The organism is uncultured Methylobacterium sp. (assembly GCF_964251405.1).
Taxonomy (GTDB): Bacteria; Pseudomonadota; Alphaproteobacteria; order Rhizobiales; family Beijerinckiaceae; genus Methylobacterium.
In genome coordinates, this window is the sequence record NZ_CAXUJR010000004.1 from 39896 (window position 1) to 56898 (window position 17003).

The 17003-nt window shown below is 70.0% G+C and carries 17 protein-coding genes; 11 read left to right on the forward strand and 6 right to left on the reverse strand.

Translation table 11 applies throughout. The features are described 5' to 3' along the window. From ACFE7U_RS01795 to ACFE7U_RS01820, 6 genes are all read right to left on the reverse strand, one after another. The coding region (locus ACFE7U_RS01795; RefSeq protein WP_375408013.1) for a triphosphoribosyl-dephospho-CoA synthase at positions 1 to 723 on the reverse strand (723 nt) is incomplete at its 3' end. Then, a complete protein-coding gene (locus ACFE7U_RS01800; RefSeq protein WP_375408040.1) occupies positions 720 to 1628 on the reverse strand; it encodes a RimK family alpha-L-glutamate ligase in 909 nt (302 codons plus the stop codon). The genes ACFE7U_RS01800 and ACFE7U_RS01795, both read right to left, overlap by 4 nt. Before the next feature lie 56 nt (positions 1629 to 1684). Continuing rightward, positions 1685 to 2671 (reverse strand): methenyltetrahydromethanopterin cyclohydrolase, encoded by a 987-nt coding sequence (mch, locus tag ACFE7U_RS01805; protein ID WP_375408014.1) that lies wholly within the window; start codon positions 2669 to 2671, stop codon positions 1685 to 1687. Beyond that, on the reverse strand, positions 2668 to 3726 hold the full coding sequence (locus tag ACFE7U_RS01810; protein ID WP_375408015.1) for an ATP-grasp domain-containing protein: 1059 nt from the start codon (positions 3724 to 3726) through the stop codon (positions 2668 to 2670). Before ACFE7U_RS01810 ends, mch begins: the two co-directional genes overlap by 4 nt. An 86-nt stretch (positions 3727 to 3812) precedes the next feature. Then, positions 3813 to 4706 carry an NAD(P)-dependent methylenetetrahydromethanopterin dehydrogenase gene (locus tag ACFE7U_RS01815; protein WP_375408016.1) on the reverse strand — a complete coding sequence of 298 codons (894 nt, stop codon included), beginning with the start codon at positions 4704 to 4706 and terminating at the stop codon, positions 3813 to 3815. Positions 4707 to 4824: 118 nt separating this feature from the next. Continuing rightward, entirely contained in the window at positions 4825 to 5784 is a 960-nt protein-coding gene (locus tag ACFE7U_RS01820; protein WP_375408017.1) for a beta-ribofuranosylaminobenzene 5'-phosphate synthase family protein, read from the reverse strand. A gap of 340 nt (positions 5785 to 6124) precedes the next feature. Here ACFE7U_RS01820 and ACFE7U_RS01825 point away from each other — a divergent pair, with 340 nt between their 5' ends. From ACFE7U_RS01825 to pqqE, 11 genes are all read left to right on the forward strand, one after another. Next, the gene (locus ACFE7U_RS01825) at positions 6125 to 7204 is read left to right on the forward strand and encodes a formyltransferase (protein WP_375408018.1); all 1080 of its coding nucleotides are present in this window, start codon (positions 6125 to 6127) and stop codon (positions 7202 to 7204) included. Then, positions 7198 to 8835 carry a formylmethanofuran dehydrogenase subunit A gene (locus ACFE7U_RS01830; RefSeq protein ID WP_375408019.1) on the forward strand — a complete coding sequence of 546 codons (1638 nt, stop codon included), beginning with the start codon at positions 7198 to 7200 and terminating at the stop codon, positions 8833 to 8835. Before ACFE7U_RS01825 ends, ACFE7U_RS01830 begins: the two co-directional genes overlap by 7 nt. A 111-nt stretch (positions 8836 to 8946) precedes the next feature. Continuing rightward, entirely contained in the window at positions 8947 to 9903 is a 957-nt protein-coding gene (gene fhcD, locus ACFE7U_RS01835) for a formylmethanofuran--tetrahydromethanopterin N-formyltransferase (protein WP_375408020.1), read from the forward strand. Beyond that, positions 9900 to 10697, forward strand: coding sequence for a formylmethanofuran dehydrogenase subunit C (locus ACFE7U_RS01840; RefSeq protein ID WP_375408021.1), 798 nt, complete (start codon positions 9900 to 9902; stop codon positions 10695 to 10697). Before fhcD ends, ACFE7U_RS01840 begins: the two co-directional genes overlap by 4 nt. 122 nt (positions 10698 to 10819) lie before the next feature. Further along, a complete protein-coding gene (locus ACFE7U_RS01845) occupies positions 10820 to 11026 on the forward strand; it encodes a hypothetical protein (protein ID WP_375408022.1) in 207 nt (68 codons plus the stop codon). A gap of 60 nt (positions 11027 to 11086) precedes the next feature. Beyond that, the gene (locus ACFE7U_RS01850) at positions 11087 to 12685 is read left to right on the forward strand and encodes an ATP-binding protein (protein WP_375408023.1); all 1599 of its coding nucleotides are present in this window, start codon (positions 11087 to 11089) and stop codon (positions 12683 to 12685) included. Beyond that, a complete protein-coding gene (locus ACFE7U_RS01855; RefSeq protein WP_375408024.1) occupies positions 12682 to 13386 on the forward strand; it encodes a response regulator transcription factor in 705 nt (234 codons plus the stop codon). The genes ACFE7U_RS01850 and ACFE7U_RS01855 overlap by 4 nt, the downstream gene beginning before the upstream one ends. Before the next feature lie 224 nt (positions 13387 to 13610). Continuing rightward, a complete protein-coding gene (gene pqqA / locus ACFE7U_RS01860) occupies positions 13611 to 13700 on the forward strand; it encodes a pyrroloquinoline quinone precursor peptide PqqA (protein ID WP_055889187.1) in 90 nt (29 codons plus the stop codon). Positions 13701 to 13740: 40 nt separating this feature from the next. Then, positions 13741 to 14640: a pyrroloquinoline quinone biosynthesis protein PqqB gene (gene pqqB / locus ACFE7U_RS01865; RefSeq protein ID WP_375408025.1), complete on the forward strand. Its 900-nt coding sequence runs from the start codon at positions 13741 to 13743 to the stop codon at positions 14638 to 14640. Positions 14641 to 14809: 169 nt separating this feature from the next. Continuing rightward, on the forward strand, positions 14810 to 15892 hold the full coding sequence (gene pqqC, locus ACFE7U_RS01870) for a pyrroloquinoline-quinone synthase PqqC (RefSeq protein WP_375408026.1): 1083 nt from the start codon (positions 14810 to 14812) through the stop codon (positions 15890 to 15892). After that, positions 15889 to 17003, forward strand: a 1115-nt coding sequence (pqqE, locus tag ACFE7U_RS01875) for a pyrroloquinoline quinone biosynthesis protein PqqE (RefSeq protein WP_375408027.1), incomplete at its 3' end; no start/stop codon positions are given. The genes pqqC and pqqE, both read left to right, overlap by 4 nt.

Here is a 17003-nt window from a genome sequence, read left to right on the forward strand (position 1 = left end):
GTCCTGGGCGAGGAGGTCGGCGACCGGTGCGGCACCGAGATCGAAGCGAAGCAGGGCCTGCGCTTCGGCGCGGATCCGCTCGGCGACGTCCGGCCCGTGCTTCCTCACGACGTGGCTGTCGGGCATCGCCGCGAGGTAGGCGAGGAACACGGCCGTGGTCGTCCAGGGCGGAGCGAGCCCGGTCGCGCGGGCAGCGGCCAGCGCAGGCAGGCCGATCGCGAACACGTCCTCGAACGCCGTCACGTAGGCACGGGCGATGCGGTCGCGCGGGGCGGCCTCCTCCATGGCCGCCCGCAGCGAGGAGGGTGCCGCCTCGTTGACGTCGTGCCGCGCCGCCTGGCCGAGGCCACCGGGATTGGCCCGGCGGATCGCGGAAAAGACGTCGGCCGCGTCCCGGGCGTCGAGCGAAGCGAGGGTATCCGAGACGTGAACGCCGCGCTCCGCGGCCAGCGCCAGGGGCGCGCAGAGCAGGAGGATGCCGAGATTGGTGTTCTGGCCGACAGCCTCCATCGTCGCCTCGACCCCGCCGAGCACACGGGCGCCGAGCCCCGCCCCGGCCCTCGCCAGATGGGGCGCCGAGACTCCGGCGCTCGTGACGAAATCCGTGATGACCATGCGGTGGCCGGCGGCGAAGGCGTGGACATTGCCGGGCTTGAGCGCATCGAGCTCGGCCAGACAGCTCGCTTCGTACGCCGCCGCGATGACGGCAGGCGACAAGCTCACGCCACCACCAGGCGCGGCGGCCTCGCGGCGCGTACCGCGCCGAGGAAACCCCGCGCCACGGCGAGTGCGATGTCGACTTCGGTGACCTTCTGCAGGCCGGACCAGGCCGGCATGGAGTTGACCTCGAGGACGAGGTAGCCGCCCTCCCCGTCCTCGACGAGGTCGACCCCGGTATAGTCGACGCCCACTGCCGCGGCCGTGCGCTCGGCCAATTCGGCGGCTCCTCGCGGCATCGCCCAGGGCAACGGCCGGCCGCCGCGATGGACGTTGGTGATCCAGCCGTCGCCCTCTCGGATCATGCCCGCGATGGCGCGGCCCTCGCAGACGAAGACCCTGAAGTCGCGCCAAAGCCCGTCCGTGCGCGGCACGTATCGCTGGAGGTAATAGACGCGCGACACCGCCGCCTCGTCGGGGAGGTCCTCGGGCCGCTCCACGAGCTGAAGCCCCTCCCCTTGCGAGCCGAACAGCGGCTTGAGCACCAGCGGCCGGCCGGGGCTGGCCTCGCGGGCCACGATCTCGGCGGCGGCCTCCCGCTTGGAGACCACGAAGGTGTCGGGGGTGGGCAAGCGGGCGCGGGCGATGAGGAGGCTCGTCATCGCCTTGTCCACCGAGCGCTCGATGGCCACCGGCGCGTTCCAGACGGTGGTGCCGCAGGCCATTAGCGCGTGGAGCACGCCGAGCCGCATCGTGGTCGCCTCGAAGGTGCCTCCGGCGACGGTGCGCAGCAGGACGCCGTCTGGCAGGCCATCGGGAAATCCGGGCACGCGCAGGGGCTCAGCCTCATCGGTGACGATCGCGACGTCGGCGAGCGAGAACAGCACCGGCTCGGCGCCGAGCGACCGCAGGGCCGCCAGCAGCCGCGCCTTGTGCCAATTGCCGTTATCGGCGGCGAGCCCGATGCGCATCAAGGTGTTCTCTGACTTCTCCCTCCCCCGCAGAGGAGGGAGGGTCATGTGCCGCCTCAGGCGAACGACGCTTCCACCAGTTCCGGCATCAGCCGGCCCCCGCGAAAACTCTCGCCGGTGGTGACCGAGGTGACGATGACCTCGGCCGGGCTGAACAGGGCGCCGTCGATCTTGTAGAAGTCGCCGTTCACCCGGGCGAAGATCTCGGCGAAGGGGGCGCCGTGGTCGGCCGAGGTCGTCGACGGGATCTGCTCGGCGAGTTGCTTCGCGTCCGCTGAATCGGCGTCCACGAAGAGCTGGACCCGGCCGCCATAGATGATCGCGTCGTTGGTGCGGCCCATCGCCTTGATGAAGTCCGGGTGCTGCGGCGAGAGCGGGGCCGAGCCGATTCCGTCGAGGATCTTGTGGAGATCGAAGCCGACGGTGTGGGCCTTGTGCAGGGCCACTTCGAGGACGCGGGCCACGACCTGGGTCGAGCCGGCGAGACTCTGGGTCGGCGCGTAGATGAAGGTCAGGCCCGAGGCCGGGAGACCCGCCGCCTCGGCGACCTTGGCGACGACGGACGCCGGCGGCGCACTGGCCCCCTCCAGCACGAGGGCGGTGGAGACGGCGCTGTCCTTGTAGCCGAGCTCCTTGTAGAGGTCCTCGACCACGGCCACCGCCCGTCCCGGGCCGGAGCCGAGGGCGAAGAAGTCGGAGCCGCCGTCCTCGTCGGAGAGGCCCCAACCGGCATACTGGCTGCCGAGGCAGGCGAGCACCGGGTCGGCGGCGTGGACGATCACGGAATAGGGCCAGGCCGCGATCGGCCCGGTCGGCGCGATGGTGACGGTGCCCAGGCCGCCCAGGCAGATCTCGGCGATGCGCCGTCCAGCCTCGATCGAACCGCGGACGTTGGCGCCGGCATCGACCATGCGGGCGCCGTGCTCCATCGTGACGCGCAGGCGCAGGGATTCGGCCTCGGCCACGAGGCGTTCCACGAGCGGCGTGGCGAGCGCGTTGAGGCTCGGGCTGGTGCGGACGGGGCCGCTATGGGTCGTGCTCATCGATGGACTCCTTGATAATCGAGGCAGGCGCGGAGCCGTTCGGCCCTCGCCCGCAGGATCGCGCGCGCCGCCTCGGCATCGCTCCCCGTGGCGACCAGCGTGCAGAGCGGCGCGCCCCGCGCGACGGAGGAGCCGGCGCGGGGGCGGTCACGCACGTGGTCGGGCCAGTCGAGGGGGGGCACCGGGGCGTAGTTGTTCGTCGCGTACCAGATCTGCGCGGCCGCCGCATCCATCGGAACATCGCCTGGATTGACGAGATCGCCGAGACTGGCCGCGATATGCGCCGACAGCAGCGGGGCGGCGCGCCGGTCGAGCACGTCGAGGGTGGCGCCGGGACGTGGGTTGATCTCGGTGAGCCACCAGTTCTCGCCGTCGACGAGGATGTCGGCGCTGGCGAGGCCGCGCAGCCCGGTCTCGGCGACGATCGCCCGCGCGGCCTTCTCGACCGCGGCGGCGATGTGCGGTGCCAGCAGCGGCGGGCCGCTCCGGCCCTGCTCCACGGCGCCGCCATAGCGGAACGGCCTGATCGGCGACGGCTCGCTCCACTGCGCGGTGACCCCCACCACGGCGAGATCGCGCCCGTCGGCGAGGAAGGTGAGCGCATGGGCGCAGCCAGCGACCCGGGCCTGGAAATAGGCGCCCGGAGGCGCCCTCCCCGCCGTTGCCCTGCGGATGTGGCTGCCGCCAGAACCACCGTCACGCTTCAGGAGCCAGGCCCGGCGATCGGTGATCGCCTCGCGGGTGACCGCCGGATGCGGGACGCCGAGGCGGCGGCAGAGATCCGCGAAGCCGAGCGGGTCCTTGAGCTGCGCCACGGTTTCGGCTGGGGCGCCGAGCAGGCGATGGCGCGCAGCGATGTCGGCCATCAGGTCGGGCGCAGCTTCGAAGCCGCTGCCGAGCACGATCCCGACGACCGGCGCGGTGCTCAGCTCAGCTAGTTCGTCCAGCTGGGCCAGTACGTCCCGTCCGCCGATCCCGTTGCCGAAACGCCCCCTCGCCTGCCGGTGGTGAGCTGCAAGCGCGAGAGTGTCGGCATCGCCGAACAGGTCGAGCACGAGGGGCACCAGCCCGGCCCGGCGCGCCGCCTGGGCGAGAGCGCGACCCGACTGCGCCGCGATGAGGACGCCGCCGCCCGGAACCGTCAGCCCGCGACCTCGACGGCCACCGCGTAGGCATCGCGAAAGTCGAGGATCAACGGCTCGGGGCTCTCCAGCATGCGCCGGAGCAGACGCGACTGGGTCTGGTACTTGACGTTGCCCACCGCCAGCGCCCCGATGCCGACGCCCTTGCCGACGGGAAGCGCCACGTCGACAGCGTTCACGTCGATGCCGGCGATCCCGGCCGGCGGCACGGCATTGACGTCGGAGGCGACCAGGAGCTTCGGCGCCGATTCGAGGTCCTCGGCCGAGAGGATCGGGATCCCGGCAGGGCCGGCCGACAGGATCACGTCGGCGTCGCGGATGGCCGCGCGGCGGGCCTCGGGGTTCGATCCGTCCACGGCGCCGACCTCGATGCCGAAGCGCCACTTCATGGTGAAGGCGATCTTGCTCACCCGCTCCTCGCCGTCATGGCCGACGATGACGGTCTTGGCCCCTTCCAGTGCCCCGATCACCGCCGCCACGTAGGCGACGACGCCGGCGCCGCCGAAGATCACGATGCGCTTGCCCTTGAGGTCGGTGTCGAACTTCGCCTTGAGGGCGCGGGTCACCTCGGCGACCATGGCGGCACCCGTGGTGAAGGAGCCGGCCGGGTCGGCGATGATGTGGTTGGCGAATGGCGGGACCAGGGCCTTCTTGGCCCGGTCCATCATGTCGAGGGCGTCCTCGGCATTCTTGCCCCCGATGAAGATGCCGGTGCGCACGCCATCCAGGGGCGAACGGGAGAAGATCGAATCCTGAACCAGGGAGGTCACGTCGGGCAGCGTCACGTCGGTATAGGTGGCGATGGTCTCGAAGCCCGCATCCACCGCCATGTTCACGTCGAACGGGCTCATGTGCTTCAGGGGCGTGAGCATGTGCAGGATCGAGCGGGCCATCGTCGGGTTCCTCGAATCGTGGCTACGCGGCGCCGGTAGAGGGGCGCAGGGCGAGTTGAAAGGCGGGAGGCCGACGCGGTCAAGCGTGGCCGGTCTCCCGACTTTGCAATGCGGTTCCTTAAAGCGCGGTGACCGTGGCGCCGCTGTTGCGGCCGCGCGCGATCAGGAACCGCAGGGGACCTGGCCGCTCCAGCGAGGCGACGAGGGTCCGGGCCTCTGCCTCCGAGGCCGTGAGGGCGAAGCCGGTGGGACCCCACGAACTCTGGCCGTAGCCGGCGATGCCCTGCGCCGCGACGGCGGCGAGCGCCTCGGCGACTCGTGGGCTCGCGTAGCGCCCGCCCTGGTGAGGGGCGAAATGGTCGCCGATCAGGCGCTGGATCGTGCTGATCCCGGTGCCGAAACCCTGCGGCTCGGCGGTGGCCAGGGCGGGCAGCACCTGCATCAGCACCGTGCGGCAGATCTCGGCCGCCTCTCCTTCGGGAAAGCGCGGCAGATCGCGAAACGCCTCGATCTCGCGGCTGCCGTGGACGCCGGTCATGCTCTCGTCGAGGATGAGGACGACACGCCAATCTTCGGGATAGGCCAGCCGGGCGATGACGGGCGGCGGACGACCGCTCGCGTCGCGGCCGCCATCGACGATGACCCCGCCATCCGTGAAGGCGGCGAGCCCGACCCCCGAGCGGTTGCCGCGATCGAGGGCGTCGGCGAAATCGGCGGGGACGAAGGGCTGGCCGTGAAGTGCGGCCAGAGCGGCCGCCACGCTGAGCGCCAGTTGCGTGCCCGATCCGAATCCGGCATGGGCGGGGATCGCCTCCTCGATCCGGATCGCGGCATGGGGGTTCAGGCCGAGATGCCGGGCCGCGGCTAGGGCGTAGCCGCGGACCCGTTCGGATTCGGTGCCCTCGACGTCCAGGTCGGTGGCACGGTCGGCCGTGAGCTGGACGGCCGGCGTATCGACTGCGAGCCCGATGCTGCCGAAGCGCCGCCCCAGGCCGCCATGCAGGTCGAGGAACCCGAAATGCAGGCGGGCGGGGGCTCGGACCGTGATGCGGCCTGGCAACGATTCCGGGGCCTCCATCACGACGATCCCCTCAAACGAGTCTCCCGGTCCCCTGCTGCGACCGGGCTTCTCCCATGGAGGGGCGAGGGCTCGCAAGCATCCTTGGTGCGAATCGCGTTTCAACCGGCGTGCGATGCGGTTCCGACCATGCGCGCCGCCCGTCCGGGGAGGCATCGAGAAATCCTGCCACGGGACTTGCTTGCGGCGCTGAGCGAATGCAAACGTGCCCGCCGGCCTTCCCCGGGAGGCCGATGCGACGCGACGGGCCGGACGTAAGATCAGCACGGTCCCGCGGCGGGGCCGACAGAAGAAAAACCGGCAGCGCCCGATCGGCGTTCGTTTCCTTGGGGTGAGGATCATGGCAGCCTGGGTCAAGGGTGGCGCGACAGACGCCGATGCGGCGATCGAGGCCGCCGCCAGCCTCCTGTCTCAGGCACGCACACCCGTCTTCGCGGGACTGTGCGCCGAGATCGGCGCCCTGCGGGCGGCCTATGGGCTCGCCGGCGCCATCGGTGCCTCCCTCGACCCGGTCTCCTCTTCCTCCCTCTATGCCGAGCTCGGCGTCCTCAGCCGCGCCGGCGTGATGGGCACGACCGCCGCGGAGGCGGTCGGCCGCGCCGACGTCGTGCTCGTCATCGGCAACGCGCCTTGGGACCGCCCCATCGTCGCGGAGATCGCGGCCGTGCAGCCCCGGCGCGGGCGTGCGGCCGGTTCCGAGCGCACGATCCTGTCGCTGGGCGGCCCCGGCAACGGCGCCACCCGCCACGTCGCCTATCCGGCCGAGGCGGGCGGCCTCGCCGTCTCGATCGCCCATCTGCGCGCCTTCGCGAAGGGGCATCTCGCCGGTGAGACGGCTTATGCCGACCTCGCCCGGCGGCTCGCTGCCACGCGGTACGGCGTGGTGCTCTACGAGCCCGGCGAAGTCGGCGAACTCGGCGTCGAGATGCTCCAGGGCCTCGTCAAGGACCTCAACGACGCCACCCGCTTCTTCGCCCTGCCGGTGGCAGACCCCTTCCAGGGGCGGGCGCTGGTGCAGCTCTCGGCCTGGACCACCGGTCAGGCGCCGCGCACGGGCTTCGGCCGCCATCTCCCCGAGCACGATCCCTGGCGCTTCGACGCCGAGCGCCAGGTCCGCCAGGGCGAGGCCGATGCGGTGCTCTGGCTCGCCTCCCTCCCCGCCCCCCGGCCGGACTGGCTCGGCTCGCTGCCCTCTGTGGCGATCGTCGGCGAGGGCAGCGCGGACGCCACGGGCGACGCCGCCGAGATCGTGATCGCGGTCGGCGTTCCGGGAGAGAGCGTCGGCGGCACCCTCTGGAACGAGCGCCGGGGAACGCTCACCTACAGCGCCGCCGCCGGGCCGCCCGCCGAGTGGACGGCCGCCGCAATCCTCGACGCGATCCGCGCGCGCATCACCACGAAGGACCGGGCCGCATGCTGACGCTGATCAGGGGGGGGCGGGTCGTCGACCCCACCGCCGACCGTGACGCGGTCGGCGACGTCTGGATCGAGGACGGCCGGGTCGTCGCCCCGTCCGAGCGCGCACCCGACACCACCATCGATGCGGCTGGCTGCGTCGTGATGGCCGGCGGCGTCGAGGTCCATTCGCATATCGCCGGCGGCAACGTCGTGTTGTCGCGCCTTCTCCTGCCCGAACTCTACGTCAGCGAGGCGGCGCCTGAGGGCCATCCCTTCGCCCATGCCGGCGGCTCGGCCGCCTGGATCGGCGCGAACTACGCGCGGATGGGCTACACCACCGCCGTCGAGCCGGCGATGCCGCCCGCCAACGCGCTGGCGACACAGCTCGAGCTCGCCGATATCCCCCTCCTCGACCGCGGCGCCCTCGCGGTGATGGGCAACGACGACCAGCTCCTCGAACTGCTGCGCAAGCGCGAGGGCGACAACGCGGTTCGCGATCTCGTGGCGCTCACGGTCGCGACCTCGCGGGCGCTCGGCGTGAAGTGCATCAACGCGGGCGGGGCCTCGGCCTTCAAGGACGGCGCGCTGAATCTCAGCCTCGACGACGAGATCCCGGTCTACGGCCTCTCGACGCGCAAGATCATGACCGCCCTCCTCGACGCGGTGGAGGAGATCGGGGTGCCCCACCCGCTCCACGTCCATTGCAACAACCTCGGCATCCCCGGCGCCGACGATTCCTTCGTGGCGACCCTGGAGGCGGCGGAAGGCCGGCGCATCCACTTCGCCCACGCCCAGTTCTACGCCTACGGCCTGTCCGAGCCGGGCAACCCGGCGGGCGGCTTCCGCTCTGCGGCCGAGCGCATCGCCCGCGCGATGGAGGCGCACCCCAACGCCACCTACGACGTCGGCCAGGTCGCTTTCGGCCAGACCGTGACGATCTCGCTGGACATCCTGCGCCAGTTCGGCGGCCGCAAGGGAGCCAATCCCAAGAAGTGGATCCTCAACGCCGGCGATGCCGAGGGCGGCGGCGTGGTGCCGTTCCTGTACAAGCCACGCGGCGCGGTGAGCTCCCTGCAATGGGCGATCGGTCTCGAGATGATGCTGCTCTCGAACGACCCCGAGCGCACCATCCTCACCACCGACCATCCGAACGGCGGCCCCTTCACCGAGTATCCGCGCATCATTCACTGGCTCATGGACAAGGAGGCCCGCGACCGCGAGATCGCCGGCCTGCACAAGGTCATCGGTGAGCGCTCGGGCCTCGGTTCGATCGAGCGCGAATACACGCTCTTCGAGATCGCGCAGCTCACCCGCTCCGGACCGGCCAAGCTCCTCGGCCTCACCGATCGCGGCCACCTGCGCGAGGGTGCGCGGGCCGATATCGCGATCTACCGCGACGATCGCGATCGCACGGCGATGTTCTCCCGCGCCAGGCTGGTGCTCAAGGACGGCACGGTGATCGTCGAGGACGGCGAGATCGTGGACTGGCGCTCGGGCCGCACCCTCGAACTCGTGGTCGAGTCCGACAAGGCGATGGCGACGCGCACCGACGCCTATCTCGTCGACCGCTTCGGGACCGGCCTCGACAGCTTCGGCGTGCCCGACGAGGCGTTTTCGGCGCCGGACGTGTTCGAGGACGTGGCATGCCGTTGATCACGCTCGCGCCGTTCCCTCCCCCCTCTCCCGCCTGCTTCGCAGGCACTCTCCCCCGCAGAGGGGAAGGGTTGTGTCGGACGATGCGTGGCGTGAGGACCGGTGACTGAGATGGCTGACCTCACCCTCAACGGCATCCCGGTGATCGACACTTTCGCCGAGGCGTTCGACGTCGCCGGCACCGCGCTGATCATCACCAACGACACCGCCAAATGGGCGATGATCGCGGCCGTCACGATGACGGGGTTCGCCACCTCGGTGATCGGCTGCGGCGCCGAGGCCGGCATCGACGCCGAGCTGTCCCCGGAGGAGACGCCGGACGGGCGGCCGGGCGTGCGCGTCCTGCTGTTCGGCTTCGAGCCGAACGGGCTCAAGGACCAGCTTCTCAGGCGCGTCGGCCAGTGCATCCTGACCTGCCCCGGCACGGCCTGCTATGCCGGCGTCGACGGGCCTCATAAAATAAAGCTCGGCGGCGCGATCCGCTATTTCGGCGACGGCTTCGCGGTGGCCAAGCGCCTGCCCGACCCCGTCAGCGGCAAAGGGCGGCGCTACTGGCGCATCCCGGTCATGGACGGCGAGTTCCTGTGCGAGGACTTCGTTCGCGCGGTGGACGGGGCGGTCGGCGGCGGCAACCTGCTGTTCCTCGGCCGCAACCATGCCGAGACCCTGAAGGTCGCCGAGATCGCGGTCGACGCGGCCCGCTCGGTGGCCGACGTGATCCTGCCCTTCCCGGGCGGCATCGTCCGCTCCGGCTCGAAGGTGGGCGCGCGTACCAAGGGCATGATGGCGTCGACCAACGACGCCTATTGCCCGACCCTGAAGGGCCGGGCCGGCTCCGAACTCGCGTCGGAGGTGGGCGTGGTGCTGGAAATCGTTATCGACGGCCTAACCTCGCGCTCGGTGGCCGAATCGATGCGTGCGGCTCTGCATGCCTCGACCGAGGCCGGCGCGGCGCACGGGCTCGTTGCGGTCACGGCGGGCAATTACGGCGGCAATCTCGGCCGCCATCATTATCATCTGAGGGACCTTCTCTCGAAGGAGCCGGCGGCCGAGGCGACAGCGTCATGAGCACCCTCACCCTGCGCCAGGAGCCGCCCGAGCGGCTCGACCTCTTCCACGTAAACCCCCTCTCGCTCGGCGGCCTGTCCGAGGCCGAAGCCGCGCGCCTGCCCGTGGGGACCAGCCGGCGCAGCCTCACCCTCGGCGACTGCTTCACGATCAGCCTCGACGGGTCCGAGACCCTGACCATCGCGGGCGGCTCCTCGCGCCTCGACCGGGTCGGCGCGTCCCTGAGCGGCGGGACGATCCACGTCGAGGGCGATGTCGGCCAGCGGCTGGGGGCCGGCATGGCGGGGGGGACGCTCACCGTGTCGGGCTCGGCCGGACCCTTCGTGGGCTCTGGCGCCACCGGCGGGACCATCACGATCGAGGGCGATGCCGGCGACCATGCCGGCGGTGCCGTCTATGCGGCCAAGGCCGGCCTCGACGGCGCCACGCTCGTCATCCGCGGCCGCGCCGGCGACCATCTTGGCGACCGCATGCGCCGGGGCCTGCTCCTCGTCGGCGAGGCCGGAGCCTATGCCGGATCGCGCATGATCGCCGGTACCATCGCGGCGACGAGAGTCGGCGACCATCCCGGCTACGGCATGCGCCGGGGCACGATCCTCGCCGGCGGCCACGGCGCTCTCTCGCCGAGCTTCGTCGAGACCGGTACTCACGACCTCGTCTTCCTGCGGCTCCTCTCGCGGTCACTGCGCGCGCTGAGCCCCACCCATGCCGACCTCGCCGCCGGGGCGCTCAAACGCTACTCGGGCGACCTCGCGACGCTGGGCAAGGGTGAGTTGTGGGTCTCAGCCGGCTGAATGCCGCACCCCGTGGCAAGATCTTGCATGGTCCGCCGCTTTGCATGACGATCGTGCCTAGTGAACTGCCGCTCGAGCCGCGGGTTGGTCGGTATCGCTTTCTGTCATGCGAGGCGTGGCCGATGCTCCTGCTGCTCTCCATCTGCCTCGTGGCCCAACCTGACCAGTGCCGCGAAGACCGGATCAACATGTCCTTCGAGGCGAAGAATCCATTCGTCTGCCTGCGCCATGCGCAGAGCACCCTGGCGACGTGGCAGGCCGAGCATCCGGAATGGCATGTCGCCCGCTGGCGTTGCGCCGCGCGGGGGAGCTTGCCGAAAGACCTCTAGCGGGTCCATCTCCGCTCGGGGCGGCGTCGGGATCGTCGCGCTGGCAGAGGCAGTCAGACCATGCGTTCGCTGAAAGTCCGGTTCGCGCTGCTTCTCGGTGCGACCGCGCTTCTCGTCGTCTTGGCGGCCCTCGGGGTTCTCGCCGCGATCGGCGCCGCCGAGCGCGCCATCGATCGGACGCTGGCGGCGCAGGGGCGCCTCGAACTCCTGGTCGAACTTTCCGGCCGAATGACCCAGTACGGCCTCGCCGCCCTTGAAGCCGTGAGCAACGTTGACGCGCAGCCCGAGGGACTGGCCCTGGCGCGGACCGCCGTCGACAAGGCGCTGACGGCGGTCGACGAATCCCTCGGCCGGACCATCGCGGCGAGCAACGACCCCCTCGACCGGACGCTTTACGCCGCCCGGACCCGGCCGATGTCGCAGTTGCGCTCCGCGCGCGTGGTGCTCGACCGGCAGGTGACCCAGGTCCTGCGCCAGTCGGACGACGAGCAGCGCAGGGCCGCGATCCGGGGTGCCCTCAACGGCTTCGGCGCGATGACGGGCCAGCCGCTCTCCTTCCTGATCGAGGTCGAGCGTCGCTCGATGATCGCCGGCTCCGACGAGGCCCGCGCCCTCTCGGGTCGGTTACGGATCGCTGCGTTCGCCGCGGCCCTGTTCGCGCTTGGCATCGTGCTGGTGCTCTACCGCGGCGTGACCAAGCCGACGCTGGCCCGGATCGAGGCGATCCGGCGGGCCGCCGGTGCGATCGGCGGCGGCGAGCTCGACACCCGGCTCTCGGTGGCGACGCGGGACGAACTCGGCTTGCTCGTTGCCAACTTCAACCGCATGGCCGCCCGCCTCGCCCGCCGGGAAGGGCGGCTCGCCGCGGACCGGGCGGCGCTGGAGGACACGGTCACGGCCCGGACGACGGACCTGCGTGCGGCCAACGAGCGCCTGGAAGCGGTCGACCGCTCCCGCCGCCGGTTCTTCGCGGATGTCAGCCACGAACTGCGCACGCCGCTCACCGTCATCCTCGGCGAGTGCGACCTCGCCGCTCGCTCGGCGGGGCGTAACCTGGACCCCGCCCCGGTCTTCGCCACCATCCGCAAACGGGCCTTGCGCCTGCAGCGGCGGGTGGAGGATCTGCTGCGCGTCGCCCGCTCCGAGTCCGGGCAGATCGAGCTCGAGCGTCGGCCGGTGAGTGCCGCCGCGATCCTCGCCGACGCCGTCGACAGCATGGCCTCGGAGGCCGCCCGCCGCCGCGTCGCACTCGGCCTGGAGACGGAAGCGCGCGATGCCACCCTGCTGGCCGACCGCGAGTGGCTGCGTCAGGTCGTCGAGAGCCTGATCGACAACGCCCTGCGCCATGCCACCGGCCTGACCCGGGTCGTGGTCGCTCTGGAGATCGGCGACGGGACCGCGACCTTGATGGTCAGCGACGACGGTCCGGGCTTCCCCGAAGCCGGAGAAGGCCTGTTCGAGCGCTTCCGTCGCGAAAGCCGTTCTGGGGAAAGCGGCTTCGGGATCGGTCTGGCACTGGCGCGTTGGGTCGCCGAACGCCATGATGGCGTCATCCGCATCGGCGGTGCCCGTGGGGGAGGTGCGCTGGTCGCCCTCGACATACCCCTTCTGGTGTCCGAACACGACAAAGAGCGGACGCAGGGGGAAGGGGTGGCATGACGCGCATACTCATCGTCGAGGATGACGGCGACATCCGCGCCATGCTGGCCCGCGGGCTGGAGGCGGAGGGTTTCTCCGTCGGTGTCGCCGGGCGGGTGGACGACGCCCTTGCGGCAGCCCGCGACGAAGCCCCGGAGGCCGTCGTCCTCGACATCACCCTCCCCGACGGGTCGGGCCACGACGTCTGCCGTTCCCTGCGCGAGGGCGGCTATCCCGGCCCGATCCTGTTCCTCTCCGCCCGCGACGAGGTCCGCGACCGGGCCGAGGGCCTGGCACTCGGGGCCGACGACTACATCGTGAAGCCCTTCGTGTTCGACGAGCTGCTCGCGCGCCTGCAGACCCATCTTCTGCGGCGCAAGGTCTCCGAGCAGCCCCGCACCATCGTCACCGCCGGGCGCCTGATGCTGGACCTCAACATCCGGCAAGTCGGCTTCGCCGATGCCACGGCCCGCTTGACCCCCCGGGAGGCCGAGGTGCTGGCGCTGCTCATGGACAATGCCAACCAGCCGGTGTCCCGGGGCGACATCTTCGACAAGCTCTGGGCCGGCCAGGGCGGCCTCTCGCTCAACGTCGTCGACGTCTATGTGGGCTACCTACGCACCAAGCTCTCGGACTTCGTACGCCTCGGCGGACCCGTCATCGTGACCGTGCGCGGGCGCGGCTTCATGCTCGATCTCAAGGGGCAGGATTTCCGCCACTGAGGCGTCGGCCCGCGGCGACACGCCGCCCTGCCGAGAACCTGCAGGATATGAGAGCTTTCTAATGGCGCAGCGGGAGGATTCGGCAATTTTGCGCTTGAAGAGTCGGCGCAAAACGTCGATATAGCTCCCGCGACAGAAATGACTGCGCCGTCAGTATCTTACGATCTCCTTAATGGTAAATCGTGGTTCTGGCGACCTTCCAAGAAACTCTTTGGAGAAACACCATGACCTGGGCTGCCCCCATCGTTTCCGAGATCTGCGTCGGCATGGAAGTCACGAGCTACGAGTCGGCCGAGATCGACACCTTCAACTAAGGTCAGCGAATCGAGGGATCCGGAATCGCATCGGTTCGCCATGCATGTCGTGATCCTCGGTTCCGCAGCGGGCGGCGGCCTTCCCCAGTGGAATTGCCGCTGCCCGATCTGCTCCCTGGCCCGCTCGGATCCGAGCCGGGTCAAGCCGCGAACCCAGTCGAGCATCGCCGTATCTCCCGATGGGGAACGTTGGCTCCTGGTGAACGCATCGCCGGATATCCGGCAACAAATCTCCGACAATGCCGTCCTGCACCCGCGCGAGGGCCTTCGCCACTCGCCGATTCACGCGGTGCTGCTGACGAACGGCGACGTCGACCACGTCGCCGGGCTTCTCACCTTGCGCGAGGGCCAGCCCTTCACCCTCTACGGCACCGCCGGCATCCTCGGTTCGGTCACCGACAACCGGGTCTTCGACGTCATGGCGGCCGAGGTGGTTCGGCGAGAGCCGATCCGGCTCAACGCGGCCTTCGAGCCCGTACCCGGCCTCACCGTCACGCTGTTCTCCGTCCCCGGCAAGGTCCCGCTCTGGCTTGAGGACGAGACCATGGAGATCGGCGCCGAGACCGAGACCACGGTCGGGGCGATGATTGAGGCGAACGGCCGGTGCCTCGCCTACATTCCCGGCTGTGCCCGGGTCACGGACGACCTCAAGGCGCGCATCGCCGGTGTCGACGCGCTTCTGTTCGACGGCACCGTGCTCCTCGACGACGATATGATTCGCGCGGGCGTCGGCACCAAGACCGGCTGGCGCATGGGCCACGTCCCGATGACGGGGTCCGGCGGCTCGATCGAGGCCCTGGCCGACGTCGCTATCGGCCGGCGCATCTTCGTTCACATCAACAACACCAATCCGGTCCTGGTCGAGGCCTCTGCCGAGCGCGAGCGCATCGAGAGCCTGAATTGGACCGTGGCCCATGACGGGCTGGCCCTCGCGCTCTAGCTATTCGGTATCGAAGACGGAACCGGTCGCGGCAGGTAGCGACTGGAATTTTAGTGCTCATCGCTATATATAACGCGCAATCTAATAGCGCGACTTGAGCCGCCGGCCTTTGTGGGCCGCGGCAACCTCGATAAAACCCTTTCGGAAACGCTTCGAGACGGACTCCGCCATGACCGCGCCTTTCCCCACTCCCAAGCCAGAAGACGCCCAGCGTCTGCTCGGTCCCGATGAGATCGAGGCGGCGCTGCGCGACATCGGTGCGCGACGCTACCACAACCTGCATCCGTTCCACCGCCTGCTGCACGACGGCAAGCTGAACAAGGATCAGGTCCGCGCCTGGGCGCTCAACCGCTACTATTACCAGGCGATGATCCCGGTGAAGGATGCGGCCGTGCTCGCCCGCATGGAGGATGCCAGCCTGCGCCGGGTCTGGCGCCAGCGCATCGTCGATCACGACGGCGATCGTCCCGGCGACGGCGGCATCGAGCGCTGGCTCAAGCTGGCGGAAGGGGTGGGATTCGAACGCGCCTACGTCGAGTCGACCCAAGGTATTCTCTCGGCGACGCGGTTCTCGGTCGACGCCTACGTCCATTTCGTAAAGGAGCGCTCGCTGCTCGAAGCGATTGCCTCGTCGCTCACCGAGATGTTCTCGCCCAACATCATCTCCGAGCGCGTGGCCGGAATGCTGAAGAACTACGACTTCATCACGACGGACACGCTAGCCTATTTCGAGAAGCGGATGACGCAGGCGCCGCGCGACGCGGAATTCGCCATCGACTACGTCAAGCAACACGCCACGACGCCGGAACTGCAGCGCCAGGCGATGGCCGCGCTGACCTTCAAGTGCAACGTGCTGTGGACGCAGCTCGACGCCCTGTACTTCGCCTATGTCGCGCCGGGCATGATCCCGCCCGACGCCTGGACGCCGGGGACCGGTCTCGTCCCGGAGCCGGCGGTGACGCAAGCCGCCGGAACGGGTACTCTGGTGGCGACCGACATCCCGCGCCTGCCCCGCGGTGTTCGCCTGCGTCACGATGAGGTTCGCGGCCAGCACGTGCTGCTGGCACCCGAGCGCACCTTCGACCTCGACGGCAACGCCGTGGCCGTACTGTCCCTGGTCGACGGATCACGCACGGTCCGCGACATCGCCGGAATGCTGGCCGAGCAGTTCTCGGCGGATCGGGACGTGATCGAGGCAGACGTTCTCGTCATGCTCAACGATCTCGCCACGAAACGGGTGCTGGAGCGATGAACGCCGTCACGCCGCATGCCCCTGTCCTGCCCGCACCCGTCGGCCTCCTGGCGGAGCTGACGCATCGTTGCCCCTTGCGCTGCCCCTATTGCTCGAATCCGCTGGAGCTCGATCGGCGGTCGGGTGAGCTCGACACGGCGACCTGGCAGCGGGTGCTCACCGAGGCGGCCGGGCTCGGCGTGCTGCACGTCCATCTTTCCGGCGGCGAACCCACGGCACGCAACGACATCGTCGAGATCACGCAGACCTGCGCCAAGCTCGGGCTGTACTCGAACCTGATCACCTCCGGCGTCGGCGGTGCGCTCGCCAAGCTCGACGCACTCTACGACGTCGGCCTCGACCACGTGCAGCTCTCGGTGCAGGGCGTCGACGCGGCCAATGCCGAGAAGATCGGCGGCCTCAAGAACGCGCAGCCCCAGAAACTCGCCTTCGCGGAGCGGGTGACGCAACTCGGCCTGCCGCTGACCCTGAACTCGGTGATCCATCGCGGCAACATCCACGAGGTCGAGGGTTTCATCGATCTCGCGGTCAAGCTCGGCGCCAAGCGCCTAGAGGTCGCCCACACCCAGTATTACGGCTGGGCCTACGTCAATCGTGCGTCCCTCATGCCGAACAAGGCCGAGGTCGACCGCTCGATTCGCATCGTCGAGGCGGCGCGCGAACGCCTCAAGGGCCAGCTCGTCATCGACCTCGTGGTGCCGGACTATTACGCGAAGTATCCCAAAGCCTGCGCGGGCGGCTGGGGCCGCAAGCTCATGAACGTGACGCCGGCCGGCAAGGTGCTGCCCTGCCACGCCGCCGAGACCATCAAGCACCTTGAGTTCTGGTACGTCTCAGATCATTCGCTCGGCGACATTTGGGCGAACTCGCCCGCCTTCACCGCCTATCGCGGCACCGACTGGATGCAGGAGCCCTGCCGCTCCTGCGACCGGCGCGAGAAGGACTGGGGCGGCTGCCGCTGCCAGGCCCTGGCGCTTGCCGGGGACGCCGCTGCCACCGATCCCGCCTGCTCGCTGTCTCCGCTCCACGCCAAGGTGCGCGAACTCGCCACCGAGGAGGCGGCCGAGACCCCACCCGATTACGTCTACCGCACCATCGGCAGCAACGTGGA